We start from the raw sequence: 15,741 nt of genomic DNA, 5'->3' as shown, positions 1-15,741 counted from the left end.
TTTGGGTATTAGTGATACAACCCTCTTTTAGAAAGGAGGAAAAATTAAATGGATACTGGAACCCATCTTGTTATGGGGATTGCATTAGGTGGACTGGCTACTCTCGACCCCGTTGTTGCGCAAGATACAGTCACCTCTCAGGTCATCTATATTGGAACCATTGTTGGTTCTCAAGCACCAGACCTAGATACGATATTAAAACTTAGAAATAATGCTAAATATATACGGAATCATCGCGGGATTACCCACTCCATTCCAGCCGTGCTATTATGGCCGATTGCCATTACTGGAGCGATATATACGTTCGTCCCACAGGTGAATATTGTCCACCTATGGATTTGGACATTTTTAGCTGTAATCCTTCATGTTTTTGTCGACATTTTCAACGCTTATGGGACACAAGCTCTTCGACCTTTTTCGCGAAAATGGGTGGCCCTTGGGGTCATTAATACCTTTGATCCATTTATCTTTTTCGCCCATTTAGTGGGAATTCTTTTATGGAGTCTTGGAGCGGACCCTGCGACAACCTTTTTAAGTATGTATGTGGGAATTGCGGTGTATTATGTGGTTCGATACAATATGAGGCGGTCTGTGACGAATCATGTCAAAAAAATAATTCCAGATGCCACTGAAATTATTGTGTCGCCAACGTACCGATTTAATAGCTGGCATATTGCCGTTAAATCAGAGGACTATTTTTACGTGGTAAGGTCCGTAAGAGGAGAAATCATTATTCATGATACGTTTGAGCGCACTCCTATTCCGAACACCCCAATTATGGAAGCAGCTAGAAAAGATGAAAATGTTTCAGCTTTTTTATCCTTTTCACCTGTATATAGATGGGAGATCGAAGAGTACGAAGATCATGTTGAGGTAAAATTTATTGATTTACGCTATAGGAGTAAAGGATACTACCCCTTTGTGGCGGTTGTACAGCTTGATAGATCATTAGAAATTGTAAGCTCCTACACAGGTTGGATTTTTAGTGAGGAGAAATTACGAAACAAGCTTGAACTTCTTCCTTCTGACTAAAGAATGTGTAGGGGTTTCGTTTTTTGAAGAAAAACAAAAGATCACAAAGAAATAGCCCAAATCATCTATTGATTTGGGCTTTTATCATGTTGTTTTAATATATGTAATCGTACTTGATGGAAATTACATGATAATTTTAATCTTTGACATGTTAAGGAAGGACATAATAGCAATCTGAAGAAACGATACAAAAAATTGAGCATTACTATGGTTTCATTAGGTTAAGCTAAAATTAACATATTTTGAAGGAGGAGAATTTATGCCTGAAACCCCTACGATTACATCTTCCGAATTAGGATCATTATGGCTAACATATCAACAAAAAACAATGATTTTACGGATGTTAGAGTATTTTATTGAAAAAGCTGATGATGTAGAAGCAAAAAACATTATGACGGGCTTATACGGTGAAATTAATCCTTATGTTGGTAAAATAACAGAAATTTTTCACAGTGAAGGTGCTGTAATACCGCTCGGGTTTTCTGATCAAGATGTCAACAAGGATGTTCCAAAGTTATATGATAACGGATTTGATATTATGTTCGTACGTCTAATAAAAGAGATTAGTATGGCCATGCATTCACTAAATATCACGATGTCTTATCGAGAGGATATCGTGATTTTATTTAAAGAACTGACTTCCATAACACAAAAATATTACAATCTGTGCACACAATATTTAATAAAGAAAGGTATGCTTGCCCGGCCTCCCTATGTATCCATGCCAAAGTCAGTAGAGTTTGTGAAGGATACAAATTATTTGGGCGGGCTGACGATCAATCCATTTAGTGAAAAGCGACCATTAAATTCAGTCGAAACAGCTCATCTTCACCATGCTATAGAGTCAAATGTTATTGGAATGCAGATGATTATAGGTTTTGCTCAATGTGCGAATGAAAAAGAGGTTAAACAATTCTTTACTGAAGGAGCGGAACTTGCCAAAAGTATTATAAAGGAGATAAGTGAAACTCTTCTCATCGATAATATACAAGCCCCTGTTTCATCAGGTGGGAATCCGACCCGTTCAACGATAGCCCCATTTTCTGATAAATTGATGATGTATTGTACAAGCCTTTTTTGCGGTTTTTCTATGGGGAGCAGCTCATTAGGAACCGCATTTAGTTTACGGAATGACTTGCCAGCCAAAATTAGCATTTTTATGAAAGATATATTTGAATATGCCCACCGTGGTGCCAAAATCATGATAAACAATGGTTGGATGGAAGAGCCACCACAAATGGAAGAACGAAAGCAAATGAATAAAAAATAAATGATTAATGTTATTTTTTTGGACTAAATATTAAAAGGCTTGGGTTTTACAATAACCCAGCCTTTTTGTATGTCATTTGCATTATATCCAAGTTTTTTTGGCTTATGAGGCATTGCCCTACATGGTTAGTGTTTTAGATGATCACCTTGATTTAAAAGATGTGCATATTTGGGATTAGTCGCTACAAATTCGTGCAATTTAGATCCATAATGGGTAATCCACTGAGTCACAACTCTTTCAGCCATTTCCTTCCCCATGTATTTTTCACCAGCCTTTGCATACGTGGATTCAAAATCCTCCCATAATAGCTCGATCCATGTCCGTGCCTGTGCATAAGATAAAGCATCACTCTTTTCTAACAATAAATTGGTTAATCGCTCAATATGTTCATTCATAAAAGTTCTACCCATCCTTTCCAAGTTTTCTATCTTATATCCTTGATGGTTTGTCTTATACTAGTAGTACGTGCTTAAGAGATGATTCACACCACTCTTAAGTACGATTATATAGAATTTTCGCTAAGGGGGGGTTCTTACAGTGCGTAACAAAGAGCGTGGATTCCCAAATCAAAACAACCAAAAGTTTGAGGGGGAACCGAGGGCCAAAGCCGAATATGCATCAAAACGTGCCAACGGAACCATCAACACCCATCCTCAAGAAAGAATGCGTGCATCAGGACTCAGAGAAGACGAATAGCAGCATTTTAACCTTTTGGAGGTGCCTCGAATGCGTAATACAAAAAAGAAGTTCTATGACAACTTATACTCTAATCCGTATCAACAGCCTTGGGCAAACCCCAAGCATGCACATGCACAGGTAAATGGTGAAACTCAGCAAACTCAGGATTTAATTATTTTAGAACGCCAAACTCGTAAGCGTTCATAAGTTCCAAAGCCAGAGAGCTCTCTCTGGCTTATTTTGTTTTTTTCAACATAGAGATGGGCAGGGCTTCCTCCTTTTCTGCTCCATTTAATCGATAGCCCCAAGCAAAAACACCATTCATATATTGAATTTTAAAATAACTGCCTGGATCTTGGTCAATTTCGTACACTTCCTCCGGCTTAAAATCATCGGGATTTAATAAGTAGGCTTTTGCCATCACGATTTTACGCTCTAAAACCGCAAATTCATTCACCATCCCCATTTGCTCTGCCTTTCGTGCTTTTTCATGTAATTGAGCAATTTCTTGATTGAGCTCGTAATGAGACATTTCACTATATCGTTTTTCCATTATTTTTATTCTCCTCTTCTTTTTGCTATCATTATGCACAAATCATTATGAATACCTACATAACCTCATAAAGGAGTCATGAGAATGAACGCTATCATCATAACGGGTGCCGGGACAGGTCTAGGCCGTGAACTAGCTCTTCAGTATAGTCATAAAGAGATAACTACGATAGTAATTGGTCGCACTGAATCAACCTTAAAAGAAACACAAACCCTTATTCGTGAACTTGGATGTTCCTCGGAGTATTTTGTATGTGATATTAAAGATCCAAGCTCTGTTAAGGAAGTCATTCATCATGTTTGCTCTTTATATACCGTAACGATGCTTATCAACAATGCTGGAATCGGTCATTTTGGAGAATTAGAAACGATGGACGACCATTTAATAGAAGAGATCATCCAAACAAATATAATCGGAACTATTTATATGTCAAAATATATTCTTCCCTATTTAAAAAAGCAACCTAAGAGCAAGTTGATGAACATTATCTCAACAGCAGGTCTACGTGGTAAAGTAAACGAATCCGTCTATTGTGCTAGCAAGTTTGCGGTTCGGGGATTTACAGAAAGTCTCTATAAGGAGCTCGAATCGACTCCTATATCCGTAAGTGCTGTTTATATGGGCGGAATGGATACCCCTTTTTGGGATGACTCCAATCATGTAAAAGATAAATCTAGGCTCAGGTCTGCTAAGCTTATTGCCGAGCAAATTTTTAAAGAGGATGACGGCAGGCTAGAAATTCATATCAGATAACTCCTGCTTTAGTTCATCAGACTCCAAATATTGCTCAATTAATTCCACTGGGAAGCCTTTTTGGTATAAGTGCTGTTTCATTTTTTGCGTAAACGTATAGCTATCAAATTTGCTGTACCGTTTATATGCCTTTGAACCGGCTCTACAAATGGCTTCCCATTCTAATTCTTCATCTTTTTCAGGGGCCATTGCTTCGATAACCACGTTAATGATCTCCTTGCCGTATCCTTTTCTCACAAGTGCCTCAGTTACTTTTTGTTTTTGCATTTTTTCAGAGAGTTTGGTTGACTTATTATAGCTTTTCTCAGCTACCTTTGAAGCATAGCGAATTTGATCTTCATAGGGGATTTTAGATAGTGCATGTTCAATCACTTCTGATGATATCCCCTTTTGAATGAGTTCGTCTCGAAGGACAATGGGTCCTTTTAATGAAACTCTCGCATTCGTTACAGCATAAGCCTCTGCAAACCCCTGATCATCTATATATTGATGATGTTTAAGCTTTTGAATCGTCTCTTGGATGACAGGTTCATCTATCTCTTTTTCTTTTAGATGCTGCATAATCTCTTTTGTTGATCTCATGCGATAGGATAGAAATACAATCGCCTTTTGAAAAGCTTTCGTTACATCATCCATAAAAGCAATTTCCTCGATATCAAATTCATCAATCTCTTTTCCTTTTTGCAGCTGTTCAGCTATTAAAACGTCTTGATGAACACTAAAGGCGTATTTTTCACCTGTCCCATCATCAATATATATATTATATCGTTCTTTATTTTTTTGCTGTGTTAAGATTTTCGTTATAATCGCCACTTCTATCACCTCTCGTTTTTACTATAGCACATTCGGGAAAAGGAAAAAGAGATAAAGCCGAGAATACTATACTAAATGGAAATAGCTAGTATACGAATGAATGATGAATAAATGAAAAGAACGATGGAGGGTGACGATGAAAATTGCGATTGCAGGTGGAACAGGCTTTGTCGGCAAAGCCTTGACTAAGTTTTTTCTGGAAAAAGGCTATGAGTTATTCATATTAACGAGAAAACTAAAAGAGTCTAACATAAAAAATGTACGTTATGTCTCTTGGCTAACTAGTGGTAGTCAGCCTGAACATGAGCTTGATGGAATAGATGCTTTTATTAATTTAGCTGGTGAACCTTTAAACAGTGGGCGCTGGACAGAGACACGTAAAGAACGAATTTACAACAGTAGAATTCACACTACTAGAGAAGTCCTTCGTATCCTCTCTTCGTTAAAAAATAAGCCTTCTGTACTCATTAATGCGAGTGCAATCGGTTATTACGGAACATCACTTCACGAAACCTTTACGGAGGATACTCAAAAGCATGGCCATGATTTTCTCGCAGAGGTGGTGTGGTCATGGGAAGAAGAAGCAAAAGCTGCCGAAGGATTTGGCATACGTGTCGTTTATCCAAGATTCGGTATTATTCTTGGTAAAAATGAAGGTGCACTAAATAAAATGATTCTTCCCTACCATTTTTTTATCGGTGGAACTGTCGGTTCAGGTGAACAATGGCTTTCTTGGGTTCACATTGACGATGTTGTAGGAATGATTGATTTTTCAATCTCAAACACACAAATTGAAGGAGCAATGAATGTCACCTCTCCTCATCCGATGAAGATGCAGGATTTTGGGAAAACGCTTGGGAATGTTATCGGCAGACCACACTGGCTACCAGCTCCAAGCTTTGCATTAAAGCTGCTCCTCGGCGAGATGAGTATGTTAGTACTCGAAGGTCAACGTGTCTTGCCAGAAAAAGCAGAAAAAAATGGTTATGAATTTTCTCATTCTTTTCTTGATGAAGCTCTATCTAGCATATTAAAATCATAGTAATACTAGTCACACTTGGGATTGTCCCTACGAATGGAGAAACTAATTGAAATGAAAACTTTATTTAAAAATGCAACAATCTTTCCGATAACAACAGGTCCTTTGCACAATGCAGATTTACTCGTGGAAGATGGAAAAATTAAGGAAATTGGCTATAACCTCATACAAACAGAAGATACTTTCGTCGTTGATTGTAAGGAACAATTTTTATTCCCAGGATTTATCGATGTTCATACTCATTTAGGTCTATATGATGAAGGAACAGGCTGGGCTGGAAATGATGCAAATGAAACCATTGAACCACTAACGCCTCATATTCGTGCACTTGATAGCTTACATCCGCTTGACACTGCCTTTAGTGACGCCATCCAGCATGGCATCACAACCGCACATATTATGCCTGGTAGTGCCAATGTAATTGGCGGAACTACCTCCGTTATTAAAACACATGGTCGAAATGTATCTAAAATGCTCTTGCAAGAAACGGCTGGGTTAAAGTGTGCACTTGGGGAAAACCCAAAACGAATTCATAGTCATGGCAGCAATGACTCCATTACAAGAATGGGTATAATGGGTATGCTAAGAGAGGCCTTTTACCAAGCAAAGAATAGTGATAAACCAAATGATCCTAGAGTCTCCCCAATCCTAAAAGCGCTAAACCGAGAGATACCTGTAAGAATTCACGCACATCGTGCAGACGATATTATGTCAGCCATGCGTTTTGCTGAAGAATTCAATTTAGATCTTCGGATTGAACATACAACAGAGGGACATTTAATACCAGAGGAGTTCGAGGGTAAGAACATAAAGGTATGTGTAGGTCCAACTCTTACTCGTCGGTCCAAAATTGAGTTAAAAAATAAATCGTGGAAGACCTATCAAGTTTTATCTGATGTTGGTGTAGAGGTTTCCATCACGACCGATCACCCTTATACACCAATCCAATATTTAAATATATGTGCAGCATTAGCTGTTCGAGAGGGATTAGATGAACAAAAAGCATTAGAAGGAATTACGATTACGGCAGCTCGAAATCTTCGTGTCGATGATCGAATTGGAAGTCTAGAGGTCGGAAAGGATGCTGATATTGTGCTATGGTCTAATCATCCATTTCACTATACGGCAAAGGTACGACTTACAATGATAAACGGGGATATCATATACAAGAAAAATTAGTCTATCGTTAGTTCTTTGATACTTTTCCAACTGTAGATTTTGCCTTACAGCTTAGAAAGTTTTGGATACTTCAATAGGCATTTTCACTGTTATTCTTATTTGGTCTCAGCTGTTCAAACCAATTGTTTCCTGTTGGCGAATTTTATCGAAAAAATTCATCATTTCTTAACAAAAAAATTGTATCTTTTTTATAAATTTTATCGTATTATACGTTAGTATCTTTTTTTTATCACATATAAAGCAATGTTATGGGGAAGGCAAATGGTGCGCCACCAGCATGTGACTGGTCCTAGTGGGTTCGATTCCCACCCCGAAATTTTTTTGATGAATGATTATGAAAAAATTTCAGGGGGAGGAGTCCTTACCACAGGACTGCCCTCATCAATGGAGGGATCAAACATGCTAAAAAGACGTGATCTATATGAATCACACGCTCTGTATGAGTTAATGGTGCACCCAGAAGTCTTCCCTTTTGTGCGTCATAAAGCCTACTCATACGAAGAATTCTTATTCTTAACGAAGTCTACAATTGAAGCTGAGGAACGTGGTGAAATCATTTCACGTACTATTTTAGATGAATGGGGAGCTCCAATTGGGACCATTAACTTATTTGATATCCAAGATAATGCTGGCTTTCTCGGAACTTGGCTTGGTAAACCTTATCATGGACAAGGCTATAACAAGCTTGCAAAGGATGCATTTTTTAATGAAGCCTTCCATGAGCTAGGTATTGAAACCATTTTTATGCGCATCCGTAAAGTGAATGTGCGCTCTTACAAAGCAGCTATTAAGCTTCCTTATGTGATTTTTGCAAATGAAACAAGGAAAAGCCTATATGAAGAAATCAATGCGAATGAAGATATATACAATCTTTTTGAAATTCCAAAAGACCTCTATACACTTCATACAATGAGAGAGCACTCTATATATCAAGAAGAGCATTTAAAAGAAGCATAACCTGTTCCCATTCGGAACAGGTTTTTTTATGCTTGTTGAATAACAACCTTCATAAAGGGTTACATTGATAATAAAATCACAAAAAAAGCGAGGGAATTATATGGAAAAGAAAAAGCGTGATAAAACGAAAAGTACTTTATCAAGCATGCAGGAAGTTACATACTCTAGAGAATTTAAGAGGGCTGATAAAGCAGGAGGCTTTACAAAATAATTCCTAATTATTCCGTAATATCTTCTTCCTCTATGTGAAAAAATAGATGTGAACACGTTGTTCAAATCGCGATTATAGGGGGAAACAACATGCCAACACATCATGGACATAAATCAAGAGATAAAAATAAACAGTCTTTGCCACAAACACCTAGCTATGCAAAGCTAGATTCAGATGGAAGAGATGTTGAGTTTTCTCGAGAGCTTGCTGATCAAGAGGACCTTGAAGCCTTAGCAAGATCTAATGCAGCCGACGCTCGTGCGAAAGGAAGACAAAAATAAAATGAAATTTTAATCAGTGGTGGATTTCCTCATCTTCCACTGATGTTAGATGTGGCCCGCTCGATGTGGATCACACAGAGGTTGCCACAGGATGTGGCAATCTCAGTCTGTGTTCCTATTATCGAGTCTTAACTGGCGATTATTCCCCACTTAAACTTATTCGTATCTTATAAAGGTTAAAGTAGGGGTCTTAGCACGCGGGATAAATACGGAATACCGGGTAGCCAATAGGTGGCTACCTTTTATTTATGTTGTAGTTATCCACAGTTTTTATTTATTTTGTGAATAATGTGGATATCCTGCTACATGTTCTTGTTTGGTCAGGCATTTGGGCTTTCAATCATTTTTGGATAAAAATGTGGACAAAACAGTGTATTTATTGTGGATAATGTTAATAAGTTTGTGGAGAACTTGATGTATAAGAGCTTTTTCTGTGGATAATGATTTTCAGTAAGAACTTTACAAATTATATATACCTATTTTTTCTGTCCTCTTCATATGATGATGTTGGAGTACATCACGATAAAGAGGAGGAACATGAATTGAATCAACACCCTTATTACAACACGAATCCACATGGCTTTCCCTTGCAACAGCCAGCTGCTCCAGCAGCACCAGTTTATCCCGACTTACAGCTTTCTACAAACTACCCTTATTCTGCTTTACCGTATCAAGAGCCATTAAACCCATCTCCTGGCTATCCTAGCAATCCTGGCTCGTATCCATTCCCGCAATTCCCTTATCAACCAAATGTAGAACCATCTCTAGCTCCAGGGCATGTGAAAGATTTTTGTAAGAAACATAAGGATTTTTATGTACTTCTAGAAATGAATGATGGGCAGCAATATGATGGAATCGTTGATAAGGTAGACGACGAAAATGTTTACATGTTGATTCCCGATGGGGATCATCATCAAGACCGTGAGTTTTCTTTTGGCGGCTATGATGATGACTATGGTTACGGTGGATATGGGTCAGGCTACGGACAAGGTTACGGAGGCTATGGTCGACGCTACCCGAGAAGATTCCGCCGGTTTAGAAGATATCGATTTCCACTTAGAAGACTAATTCGCGCTATCTTATACCCTTACTTTTATTAATGGATTCCCTTATATGCTATGGGTAGTGTAGCTTATATTGTTTAAGAGGAGGTTGATGTTTGAGGAAAGTAGTAGATTGGTTGCTGATAAAACTATACAACTCGAAGATTACTTACTAAATATTGCTGATACCCCGAAAGTTGCTAAAAATTATCAAACCTTGATGATTCGTTACTTATTGAAGGTTGATGATAAATTGAAACGACTTGCTTATAATTCAACGAAAGTTGCGGATAACTCGGAAATTTGATGATAATTTGTAAAAGTTGATGATAAATTGAAACGACTTGCTGATAATTCAATGAAAGTTGCGGATAACTCGGAAAGTTGATGATAATTTGTAAAAGTTGATGATAAATTGAAACGACTTGCTGATAATTCAATGAAAGTTACCGATAACTCGGAAAGTTGATGATAATTTGTAAAAGTTGATGATAAATCATACTGACTTGCTGATAATTTCCGAATAGTTGCTGATAAAAAGCGATAAGTTGCTGATACGTTTTCAAAATTGACCTACAAGCAGCTAAAACTACGACGTTATTGCAATAATCTTAAACATTTCACTCCATAGCTCTGTACAATTTGTGTAATGATAGTAATATTCATCTATTTTTTTTGAAAAATTATAGTCAAATAGAAATTAAAGCTTTGAGAGGGGGTACATTACTAGCTCTCCTCTTCCTTATTTGTTTATCGTTATCATCTCTGTGGAAAGAAAAAAGAGACGTTGAATATATTTTCATTAGAGCCGCACTCTATCTATAAGGAGTGTGGCTTTTATGATACTTTCTTTTGATATTCTTACTGTCATTCCTACCTTGGAAGAACTGCTTAAGGCAGAAAAGAGTTATTATGACATTTTATATACACATTGGCATCATCGCGAGCTTTTTACAATTAGGTGGTGGTTTCTAGTCATCCTGTCGATTCTTCCTCCTATCATATGGTGGAAGCTGTTAGATAAGAAAAGAAGCTTCGAGATACTTGTGTTTGGTTTATTTCTAGGAACGATTGCTAGCATCCTTGATTCAATTGGGAGTACGACTTTGCTTTGGTTTTATCCTGTACGGCTATCACCTTATCTGTATCCGCAGTTTTACCCCTACGATGTATCCTTAGTCATTATTCCATTTATGCTAGCGTTTCAGTATTGTACGGAAACGAAAAAGTTTATAGTTGTCGTTGTTGTGGTAGCAGCCTTTATAGCGTTTATCGCAGAGCCTTTTATGGCTTGGATCGGTGTATATCAACAGTTGACTTGGGAGCATATCTATTCTTTTGTAATTTATATAGCTATTGCTCTTCTTTGTTATAAGATTGTCGGTTTTCTTAAAGAAAGGTCAACTACATTGACTTAAAAACCTATGATCCACAATTGATTATTTATATGATTTTATAACTAACACTAAAATAGGGTCATAACATTTTTAATTATAATTACAAAATAAGATATCACCTAGTTAATCTCAGACGCCATCTTCCTCTCCCATCAGACGAGAACTAATTTTATTTCTTTGGTGTTAAAAATTTTATGATCCATCTAATGAAGCCTATAAGGAAAATAAGAAGTCCATTTCCTATCGTAATCAGTCCCAAAAATGCACCGCCATAGCCGGCCCCTTCACCAGTACCACCTGAACTAAAATCATATGTTTGATATAGTAATGCACCACTAGAAAATCCAATTACTGGAGCAAGTACGATGATGATCAAACCTGATAACATTATGTTTAGCTTATTCTTCTTAACTAAAACAAACGTTGCAACATTAAGAGCGATGATCATTAGAATAAATAGTAAAATGATTAAACTGTCCATTTAAATCCTCCTCAAGGTTCACTTCCTACTTGTCATTTACTATTACCTTATCATCTCTAACCGGGAAACGTATATACTCCAGATCAGACACGCGTGCATCAGTACGATTTTGTAGAGGAGTGTGATAGTGTTCTGTTAGGTGACTTAATACACCAAGACCAAATCAGCACGATTTGGTCTCGGTTTAGCTTACGCATGGGACAATGAATCTTTCTCTACTGTCCCTTTGACGATTTCGTCAAAGTATTGAACAGATTTCATATCATGGTCTATGCGGGTAAATTGTAACCATGTCATTTCTAAGAAAACTTCTGCTACTTTACGATTTCGCTCACTTTTTTCGGCATACTCAATGGCTATAATGCTTTCAAACAAATCAGCCATAAGCTTTGCGATTTTTTTCGAATGGAAGGTTTGGACAGCTTCATCTGATTGACTAATATAAGCTGTCATCCTTTTCAACTCTTCTAGACCGTTTTTAATTAAATCTGTGGAAACACTAGAAGCATTGTTAAGTAGTTTTTCTTCAATATAGTCAATAAACACTTGGTGTGCCTGATATTTTTGCATTAATCTAAGGACCTCTAAGCCTAGAATATTGGCTGTTCCTTCCCAAACGGTAAGCACCTGTGCATCACGAAGTAAACGTGCCATCACAAAATCTTCAATATATCCATTGCCTCCATGCATTTCAATCGCCTCATGACAAAAATGAATTGCTTGCTCAGCTGATTCTTTTTTCAAAATGGCAATAAGAAGACGATTTAACACCATATCCTTTTCAGTAGATAGAGCTTCTTTTCTCATCACTTGGTCAAAGATGTGGACAAGCTTAAACGTCGCTTTGGTCTCTACTTCATGCTTCACCGCTAATTTCACGAGCGTATCCTTCACCATTGGATACTCATAGAGCCTTTTCCCAAATGCTTCACGGTGGAACGCATAATTTTTTGCCTCCATATACGCTCTTCTCATTATTCCTATCGACGCAATCGCATTACATACGCGGGAAAGATTTAATGCTTCCATCATGTAGTAGATTCCTTTTGATGCTTCTCCCACTAAATAGGCCTTTGCACCCTCAAACTCTACTTCCCCTGACGGGACGGCCCTCACCCCAAGCTTATCTTTTAATCTCCGAATCTTAATTCCATTTAAACTGGAATCCTCGTTTCGCCATGGGACAGCAAATAAACTGAGTCCTTTTGTTCCTGGTGCAGATTCCTCGATTCTTGCTAACACCATCGCAACACCGCACATTCCTGCATTGGATGCAAAATATTTTTCACCATAGAGCTGATACGTTCCATTCTCGTATTTGGCCATAACTACGTTTGCCCCAACATCTGAACCACCTTGTCGTTCTGTCAAGAAAGTTGCACCTTCAAAAAGCTCTGTTTCACCTGTTGAAATAACGTGTGGTAGAAATTTTGCCTTTACATCCTCATCTGCATAATGATCAAGTAGGTAGGCTGTAGCCATTGTTAACGTAACTGGACAATAGAAGCCTGGCTCTGTTTGACTGAGTAAGTACCCTTGTAGATACGAATACATATAGTTTCCCTTTTTATTTAACCCCGGTATATTCTTATGAACATAACCGACAATACCGCGATTATACGTTTCTTCTACTGTCTTCTTATATCCTTCATTTACCCAGACCTCTGAAACCTCCTCACCAAATCGGTTATATTTGATGAGCCTTGGCTGACCTTCACGATCTGTATGAACGGCTCTTTCATCAATATTGTTGGCACAGCTTTCTCCAAACTCCATTAGCTCTTTTTCAGCCCATTGGTGAAATTCTGCTGATAGATATTCTTTAGCGATTTCCTGAACAACCTTGTCTTCCGAATAAAAGTTATCGATTTTTTTCACGATACCACCCCAGTTTGTTGTTCTCGAAGTACGTGCTTTAATATTTTTCCAGTTGCATTGCGAGGTAATGCTTCTACCTTTTCATATAATTTAGGTATCTTATAGGATGCTAATTTTCCATTTAAATAGCTTACGCATTCTTGTTTTACGTCTTCGATTTCTCCTACAACATACGCTTTAGCTGTTTCACCCCACTCTGGATGAGGTACACCCACAACGGCTACTTCTGAGATTTGTGGATGACCGAGAAGGGCTTCTTCGATTTCTTTTGGATAAATGTTTACCCCTCCAGAAATAATTAAATCCTTCTTTCTATCAACGATCCAAAAGTATCCATCCTTATCTACTTTTCCGAGATCACCTGTTCGAAGCCATCCATCTAGCATCGCTTCTTCAGTCTTTACCGGATCCTTGTAGTACCCCTTCATGATCCCTTCACCATATAGAATAATTTCGCCCACTTCACCAGGCTGAGCCAGCTCTCCTGCTTCATTTATCACTTTAATCTCGGTTCCTAGAGCACCTCGTTTTCCAATACTTCCTGCTTTTTCTTCATGTTCCTCTGCTAAAAGTAAGGTACCACTTGGGCCTGCCTCTGTAAGACCATATACACAATACAAGCTGTTCGTTTTAAATTTTGCCTGAACATATTGAACTTCTTGCTGCGACAATGGTGCTCCCCCATAAACCCAGTACTTCATCGTGGATAAATCAAACGATTCAATGTTAGGCATTTTGGTTGTGAAAAGGTAAGCAACAGGTGCCCCAAAAAAATGGGTAATCTTCTCTTGATCAACAAGCTTTAACAATCCATCTGGGGTAAACGTTGGTGAGAGAACATGGGTCGATCCAACGTATAAACCAGCTACTAAAAATAGGTGTAGCGGTGCCGAATGGCTAAGCGGCATCATATGTAGAATTCTACTTTCTGGTTTCATTTCCATTTCTACACACATCATTATCGCGACGGTTAATATATTTCGATAGGTGAAGAGTACACCTTTTGGATTTCCTGTCGTTCCAGATGTATATAAAATCGTTGCTTCATCATCTTCAGTTAATAAACAGTTGATTTCCTTCGTTTCTCCTCCATCAAGCAAGGTTGCAAACGAGCGCCACAATCCATCAGGCTTTCCTGTTTTAATTAACACTAAGCCTTCTTTTTCAATGGATGACACATTTTCAAACAACCATTCATGAACAAGTAAAACACTTGCTTCACTATGGTCTACAATATATTCTACTTCTCGTTTTGTGAGTTTTGCATTGATCGGGACAATAATAGCTCCGAGACGCAGAACAGCAAGGTAACTAATGATGAATTCCTCTGTATTTGGCATAAATAAGACGACTTTGTCTCCTTTTTGAACACCTATTGTCTCAAGCGAAGAAGCGAATTGATTGACTTTTGTATGTAATTCCTGATAGGAAAGTCTTGTCTTTTCTGTTACGATTGCTTCTTGTAAAGGATACTTACGTGCATTTCTTGATAATAATTCAGAAATATTCATAGCTTTTTCTCTCCCTTTAAGTGATTTAATCGTTTTAAAAAGTCATTTCGAAGCAGCTCCATCTCCTGCTTCATCTCCATAAGTTCTTCAATCCGCTCGTTCACCTCCTTAATTCGTTGATTGCCATAATCGATAGTCCTCTCCAGCTGTTTTTTCCCTGTCGGATCAACGTCAAATAACAGAACCATTTCCTTAATTTCATCCAACGTAAAGCCGAACCGCTTACCGCGAACAATCAACTTTAGTCTCGCATAATCTTTACTTGTAAAAACTCGTCTCCCTGCTTCAGAACGCAATGGCTTTAAGAGACCGAGCTCTTCATAATACCGAATCGTTCTTGTTGTAACCTTAAATTCTTTTGCCATATCAGATATCGAGTACATTATATTCATCCTGTTTTTAGAATATTTTGATATATCTAGTTTACCATTAACGTTAACGTAAACTTCAATACCGATTTTTTTTGTAGAAGAACAAAAGGCTCAGGGCGCCCCGTTTAGCCTCAGGCATAGCAAATGTTCCTTGAAGAGAAAAAGGGTGCTCTTTCCCTTTTTCTCTTCAAGGGTTATTTGACCAAGGAAAAAGTGATTTTTCTTTTTCCCTCGAGTAGGATAAAATGGCAAAGATCGTCGCCATTTCATCTTGGCAGGGCGCTGGAGCCGGAT

Annotated in this window: 20 protein-coding genes; 13 read left to right on the top strand and 7 right to left on the bottom strand. The window is 37.9% G+C overall.

Translation table 11 applies throughout. The features are described 5' to 3' along the window. Positions 1 to 48 precede the first annotated feature (48 nt). Positions 49 to 1,032, top strand: coding sequence for a metal-dependent hydrolase (locus tag ACFSCX_RS24720; RefSeq protein WP_377930930.1), 984 nt, complete (start codon positions 49 to 51; stop codon positions 1,030 to 1,032). A gap of 259 nt (positions 1,033 to 1,291) precedes the next feature. Then, on the top strand, positions 1,292 to 2,302 hold the full coding sequence (locus tag ACFSCX_RS24715; protein WP_377930929.1) for a DUF3231 family protein: 1,011 nt from the start codon (positions 1,292 to 1,294) through the stop codon (positions 2,300 to 2,302). Between the two features lie 125 nt (positions 2,303 to 2,427). On the opposite strand, the gene ACFSCX_RS24710 is transcribed toward ACFSCX_RS24715, so the two are convergent. Beyond that, on the bottom strand, positions 2,428 to 2,697 hold the full coding sequence (locus ACFSCX_RS24710; protein ID WP_377930928.1) for a YfhJ family protein: 270 nt from the start codon (positions 2,695 to 2,697) through the stop codon (positions 2,428 to 2,430). A gap of 142 nt (positions 2,698 to 2,839) precedes the next feature. On the opposite strand from ACFSCX_RS24710, the gene ACFSCX_RS24705 reads away from it, so the two are divergent. Both ACFSCX_RS24705 and ACFSCX_RS24700 read left to right on the top strand, forming a co-directional pair. Then, the gene (locus tag ACFSCX_RS24705) at positions 2,840 to 2,998 is read left to right on the top strand and encodes a small, acid-soluble spore protein K (RefSeq protein WP_377930927.1); all 159 of its coding nucleotides are present in this window, start codon (positions 2,840 to 2,842) and stop codon (positions 2,996 to 2,998) included. Positions 2,999 to 3,028: 30 nt separating this feature from the next. After that, a complete protein-coding gene (locus ACFSCX_RS24700) occupies positions 3,029 to 3,187 on the top strand; it encodes a YpzG family protein (protein WP_377930926.1) in 159 nt (52 codons plus the stop codon). A gap of 28 nt (positions 3,188 to 3,215) precedes the next feature. Here ACFSCX_RS24700 and ACFSCX_RS24695 read toward each other — a convergent pair whose 3' ends face one another. Next, complete coding sequence (locus ACFSCX_RS24695; protein WP_377930925.1) at positions 3,216 to 3,533, bottom strand: YfhH family protein; 318 nt, start codon at positions 3,531 to 3,533, stop codon at positions 3,216 to 3,218. An 84-nt stretch (positions 3,534 to 3,617) separates the two neighbouring features. Between ACFSCX_RS24695 and ACFSCX_RS24690 the strand changes: the two genes are divergently transcribed. Beyond that, positions 3,618 to 4,286: an SDR family NAD(P)-dependent oxidoreductase gene (locus ACFSCX_RS24690; RefSeq protein WP_377930924.1), complete on the top strand. Its 669-nt coding sequence runs from the start codon at positions 3,618 to 3,620 to the stop codon at positions 4,284 to 4,286. On the opposite strand, the gene recX is transcribed toward ACFSCX_RS24690, so the two are convergent. Continuing rightward, positions 4,266 to 5,099 carry a recombination regulator RecX gene (gene recX, locus ACFSCX_RS24685; RefSeq protein ID WP_377930923.1) on the bottom strand — a complete coding sequence of 278 codons (834 nt, stop codon included), beginning with the start codon at positions 5,097 to 5,099 and terminating at the stop codon, positions 4,266 to 4,268. The two genes, ACFSCX_RS24690 and recX, sit on opposite strands and share 21 nt — an antisense overlap. A gap of 136 nt (positions 5,100 to 5,235) precedes the next feature. Here recX and ACFSCX_RS24680 point away from each other — a divergent pair, with 136 nt between their 5' ends. The 8 genes from ACFSCX_RS24680 to ACFSCX_RS24645 all read left to right on the top strand — a co-directional run bounded on the left by ACFSCX_RS24680 (position 5,236) and on the right by ACFSCX_RS24645 (position 11,227). Further along, on the top strand, positions 5,236 to 6,141 hold the full coding sequence (locus tag ACFSCX_RS24680; RefSeq protein WP_377930922.1) for a TIGR01777 family oxidoreductase: 906 nt from the start codon (positions 5,236 to 5,238) through the stop codon (positions 6,139 to 6,141). A gap of 51 nt (positions 6,142 to 6,192) precedes the next feature. Continuing rightward, entirely contained in the window at positions 6,193 to 7,317 is a 1,125-nt protein-coding gene (locus ACFSCX_RS24675) for an amidohydrolase (protein ID WP_377930921.1), read from the top strand. 399 nt (positions 7,318 to 7,716) lie between these two features. Then, a complete protein-coding gene (locus ACFSCX_RS24670) occupies positions 7,717 to 8,274 on the top strand; it encodes a GNAT family N-acetyltransferase (RefSeq protein ID WP_377930920.1) in 558 nt (185 codons plus the stop codon). A gap of 100 nt (positions 8,275 to 8,374) precedes the next feature. Next, positions 8,375 to 8,485: a YfhE family protein gene (locus tag ACFSCX_RS24665; RefSeq protein WP_377930919.1), complete on the top strand. Its 111-nt coding sequence runs from the start codon at positions 8,375 to 8,377 to the stop codon at positions 8,483 to 8,485. An 89-nt stretch (positions 8,486 to 8,574) separates the two neighbouring features. Then, positions 8,575 to 8,766: a YfhD family protein gene (locus tag ACFSCX_RS24660; RefSeq protein ID WP_377930918.1), complete on the top strand. Its 192-nt coding sequence runs from the start codon at positions 8,575 to 8,577 to the stop codon at positions 8,764 to 8,766. Positions 8,767 to 9,308: 542 nt separating this feature from the next. Further along, positions 9,309 to 9,866, top strand: coding sequence for a hypothetical protein (locus tag ACFSCX_RS24655; protein WP_377930917.1), 558 nt, complete (start codon positions 9,309 to 9,311; stop codon positions 9,864 to 9,866). A 55-nt stretch (positions 9,867 to 9,921) separates the two neighbouring features. Next, on the top strand, positions 9,922 to 10,116 hold the full coding sequence (locus ACFSCX_RS24650) for a hypothetical protein (RefSeq protein ID WP_377930916.1): 195 nt from the start codon (positions 9,922 to 9,924) through the stop codon (positions 10,114 to 10,116). A 532-nt stretch (positions 10,117 to 10,648) separates the two neighbouring features. After that, the gene (locus ACFSCX_RS24645; protein WP_377930915.1) at positions 10,649 to 11,227 is read left to right on the top strand and encodes a CBO0543 family protein; all 579 of its coding nucleotides are present in this window, start codon (positions 10,649 to 10,651) and stop codon (positions 11,225 to 11,227) included. A gap of 148 nt (positions 11,228 to 11,375) precedes the next feature. On the opposite strand, the gene ACFSCX_RS24640 is transcribed toward ACFSCX_RS24645, so the two are convergent. The 4 genes from ACFSCX_RS24640 to ACFSCX_RS24625 form a co-directional block, all read right to left on the bottom strand. Next, positions 11,376 to 11,687 carry an inner-membrane translocator gene (locus ACFSCX_RS24640; RefSeq protein WP_377930914.1) on the bottom strand — a complete coding sequence of 104 codons (312 nt, stop codon included), beginning with the start codon at positions 11,685 to 11,687 and terminating at the stop codon, positions 11,376 to 11,378. Between the two features lie 189 nt (positions 11,688 to 11,876). Beyond that, positions 11,877 to 13,565, bottom strand: a complete 1,689-nt coding sequence (locus ACFSCX_RS24635) for an acyl-CoA dehydrogenase family protein (protein WP_377930913.1) — start codon at positions 13,563 to 13,565, stop codon at positions 11,877 to 11,879. Next, positions 13,562 to 15,076, bottom strand: coding sequence for a class I adenylate-forming enzyme family protein (locus tag ACFSCX_RS24630; RefSeq protein WP_377930912.1), 1,515 nt, complete (start codon positions 15,074 to 15,076; stop codon positions 13,562 to 13,564). Before ACFSCX_RS24630 ends, ACFSCX_RS24635 begins: the two co-directional genes overlap by 4 nt. After that, the gene (locus ACFSCX_RS24625) at positions 15,073 to 15,459 is read right to left on the bottom strand and encodes a MerR family transcriptional regulator (protein ID WP_377930911.1); all 387 of its coding nucleotides are present in this window, start codon (positions 15,457 to 15,459) and stop codon (positions 15,073 to 15,075) included. The genes ACFSCX_RS24630 and ACFSCX_RS24625 overlap by 4 nt, the downstream gene beginning before the upstream one ends. Positions 15,460 to 15,741: the final 282 nt, after the last annotated feature.

The organism is Bacillus salitolerans (assembly GCF_042680805.1).
GTDB lineage: Bacteria > Bacillota > Bacilli > Bacillales > SA4 > Bacillus_CJ > Bacillus_CJ salitolerans.
The sequence above is the reverse complement of the archived record's forward strand: the minus strand, read 5'-3'. Positions and strand labels throughout refer to the sequence as shown.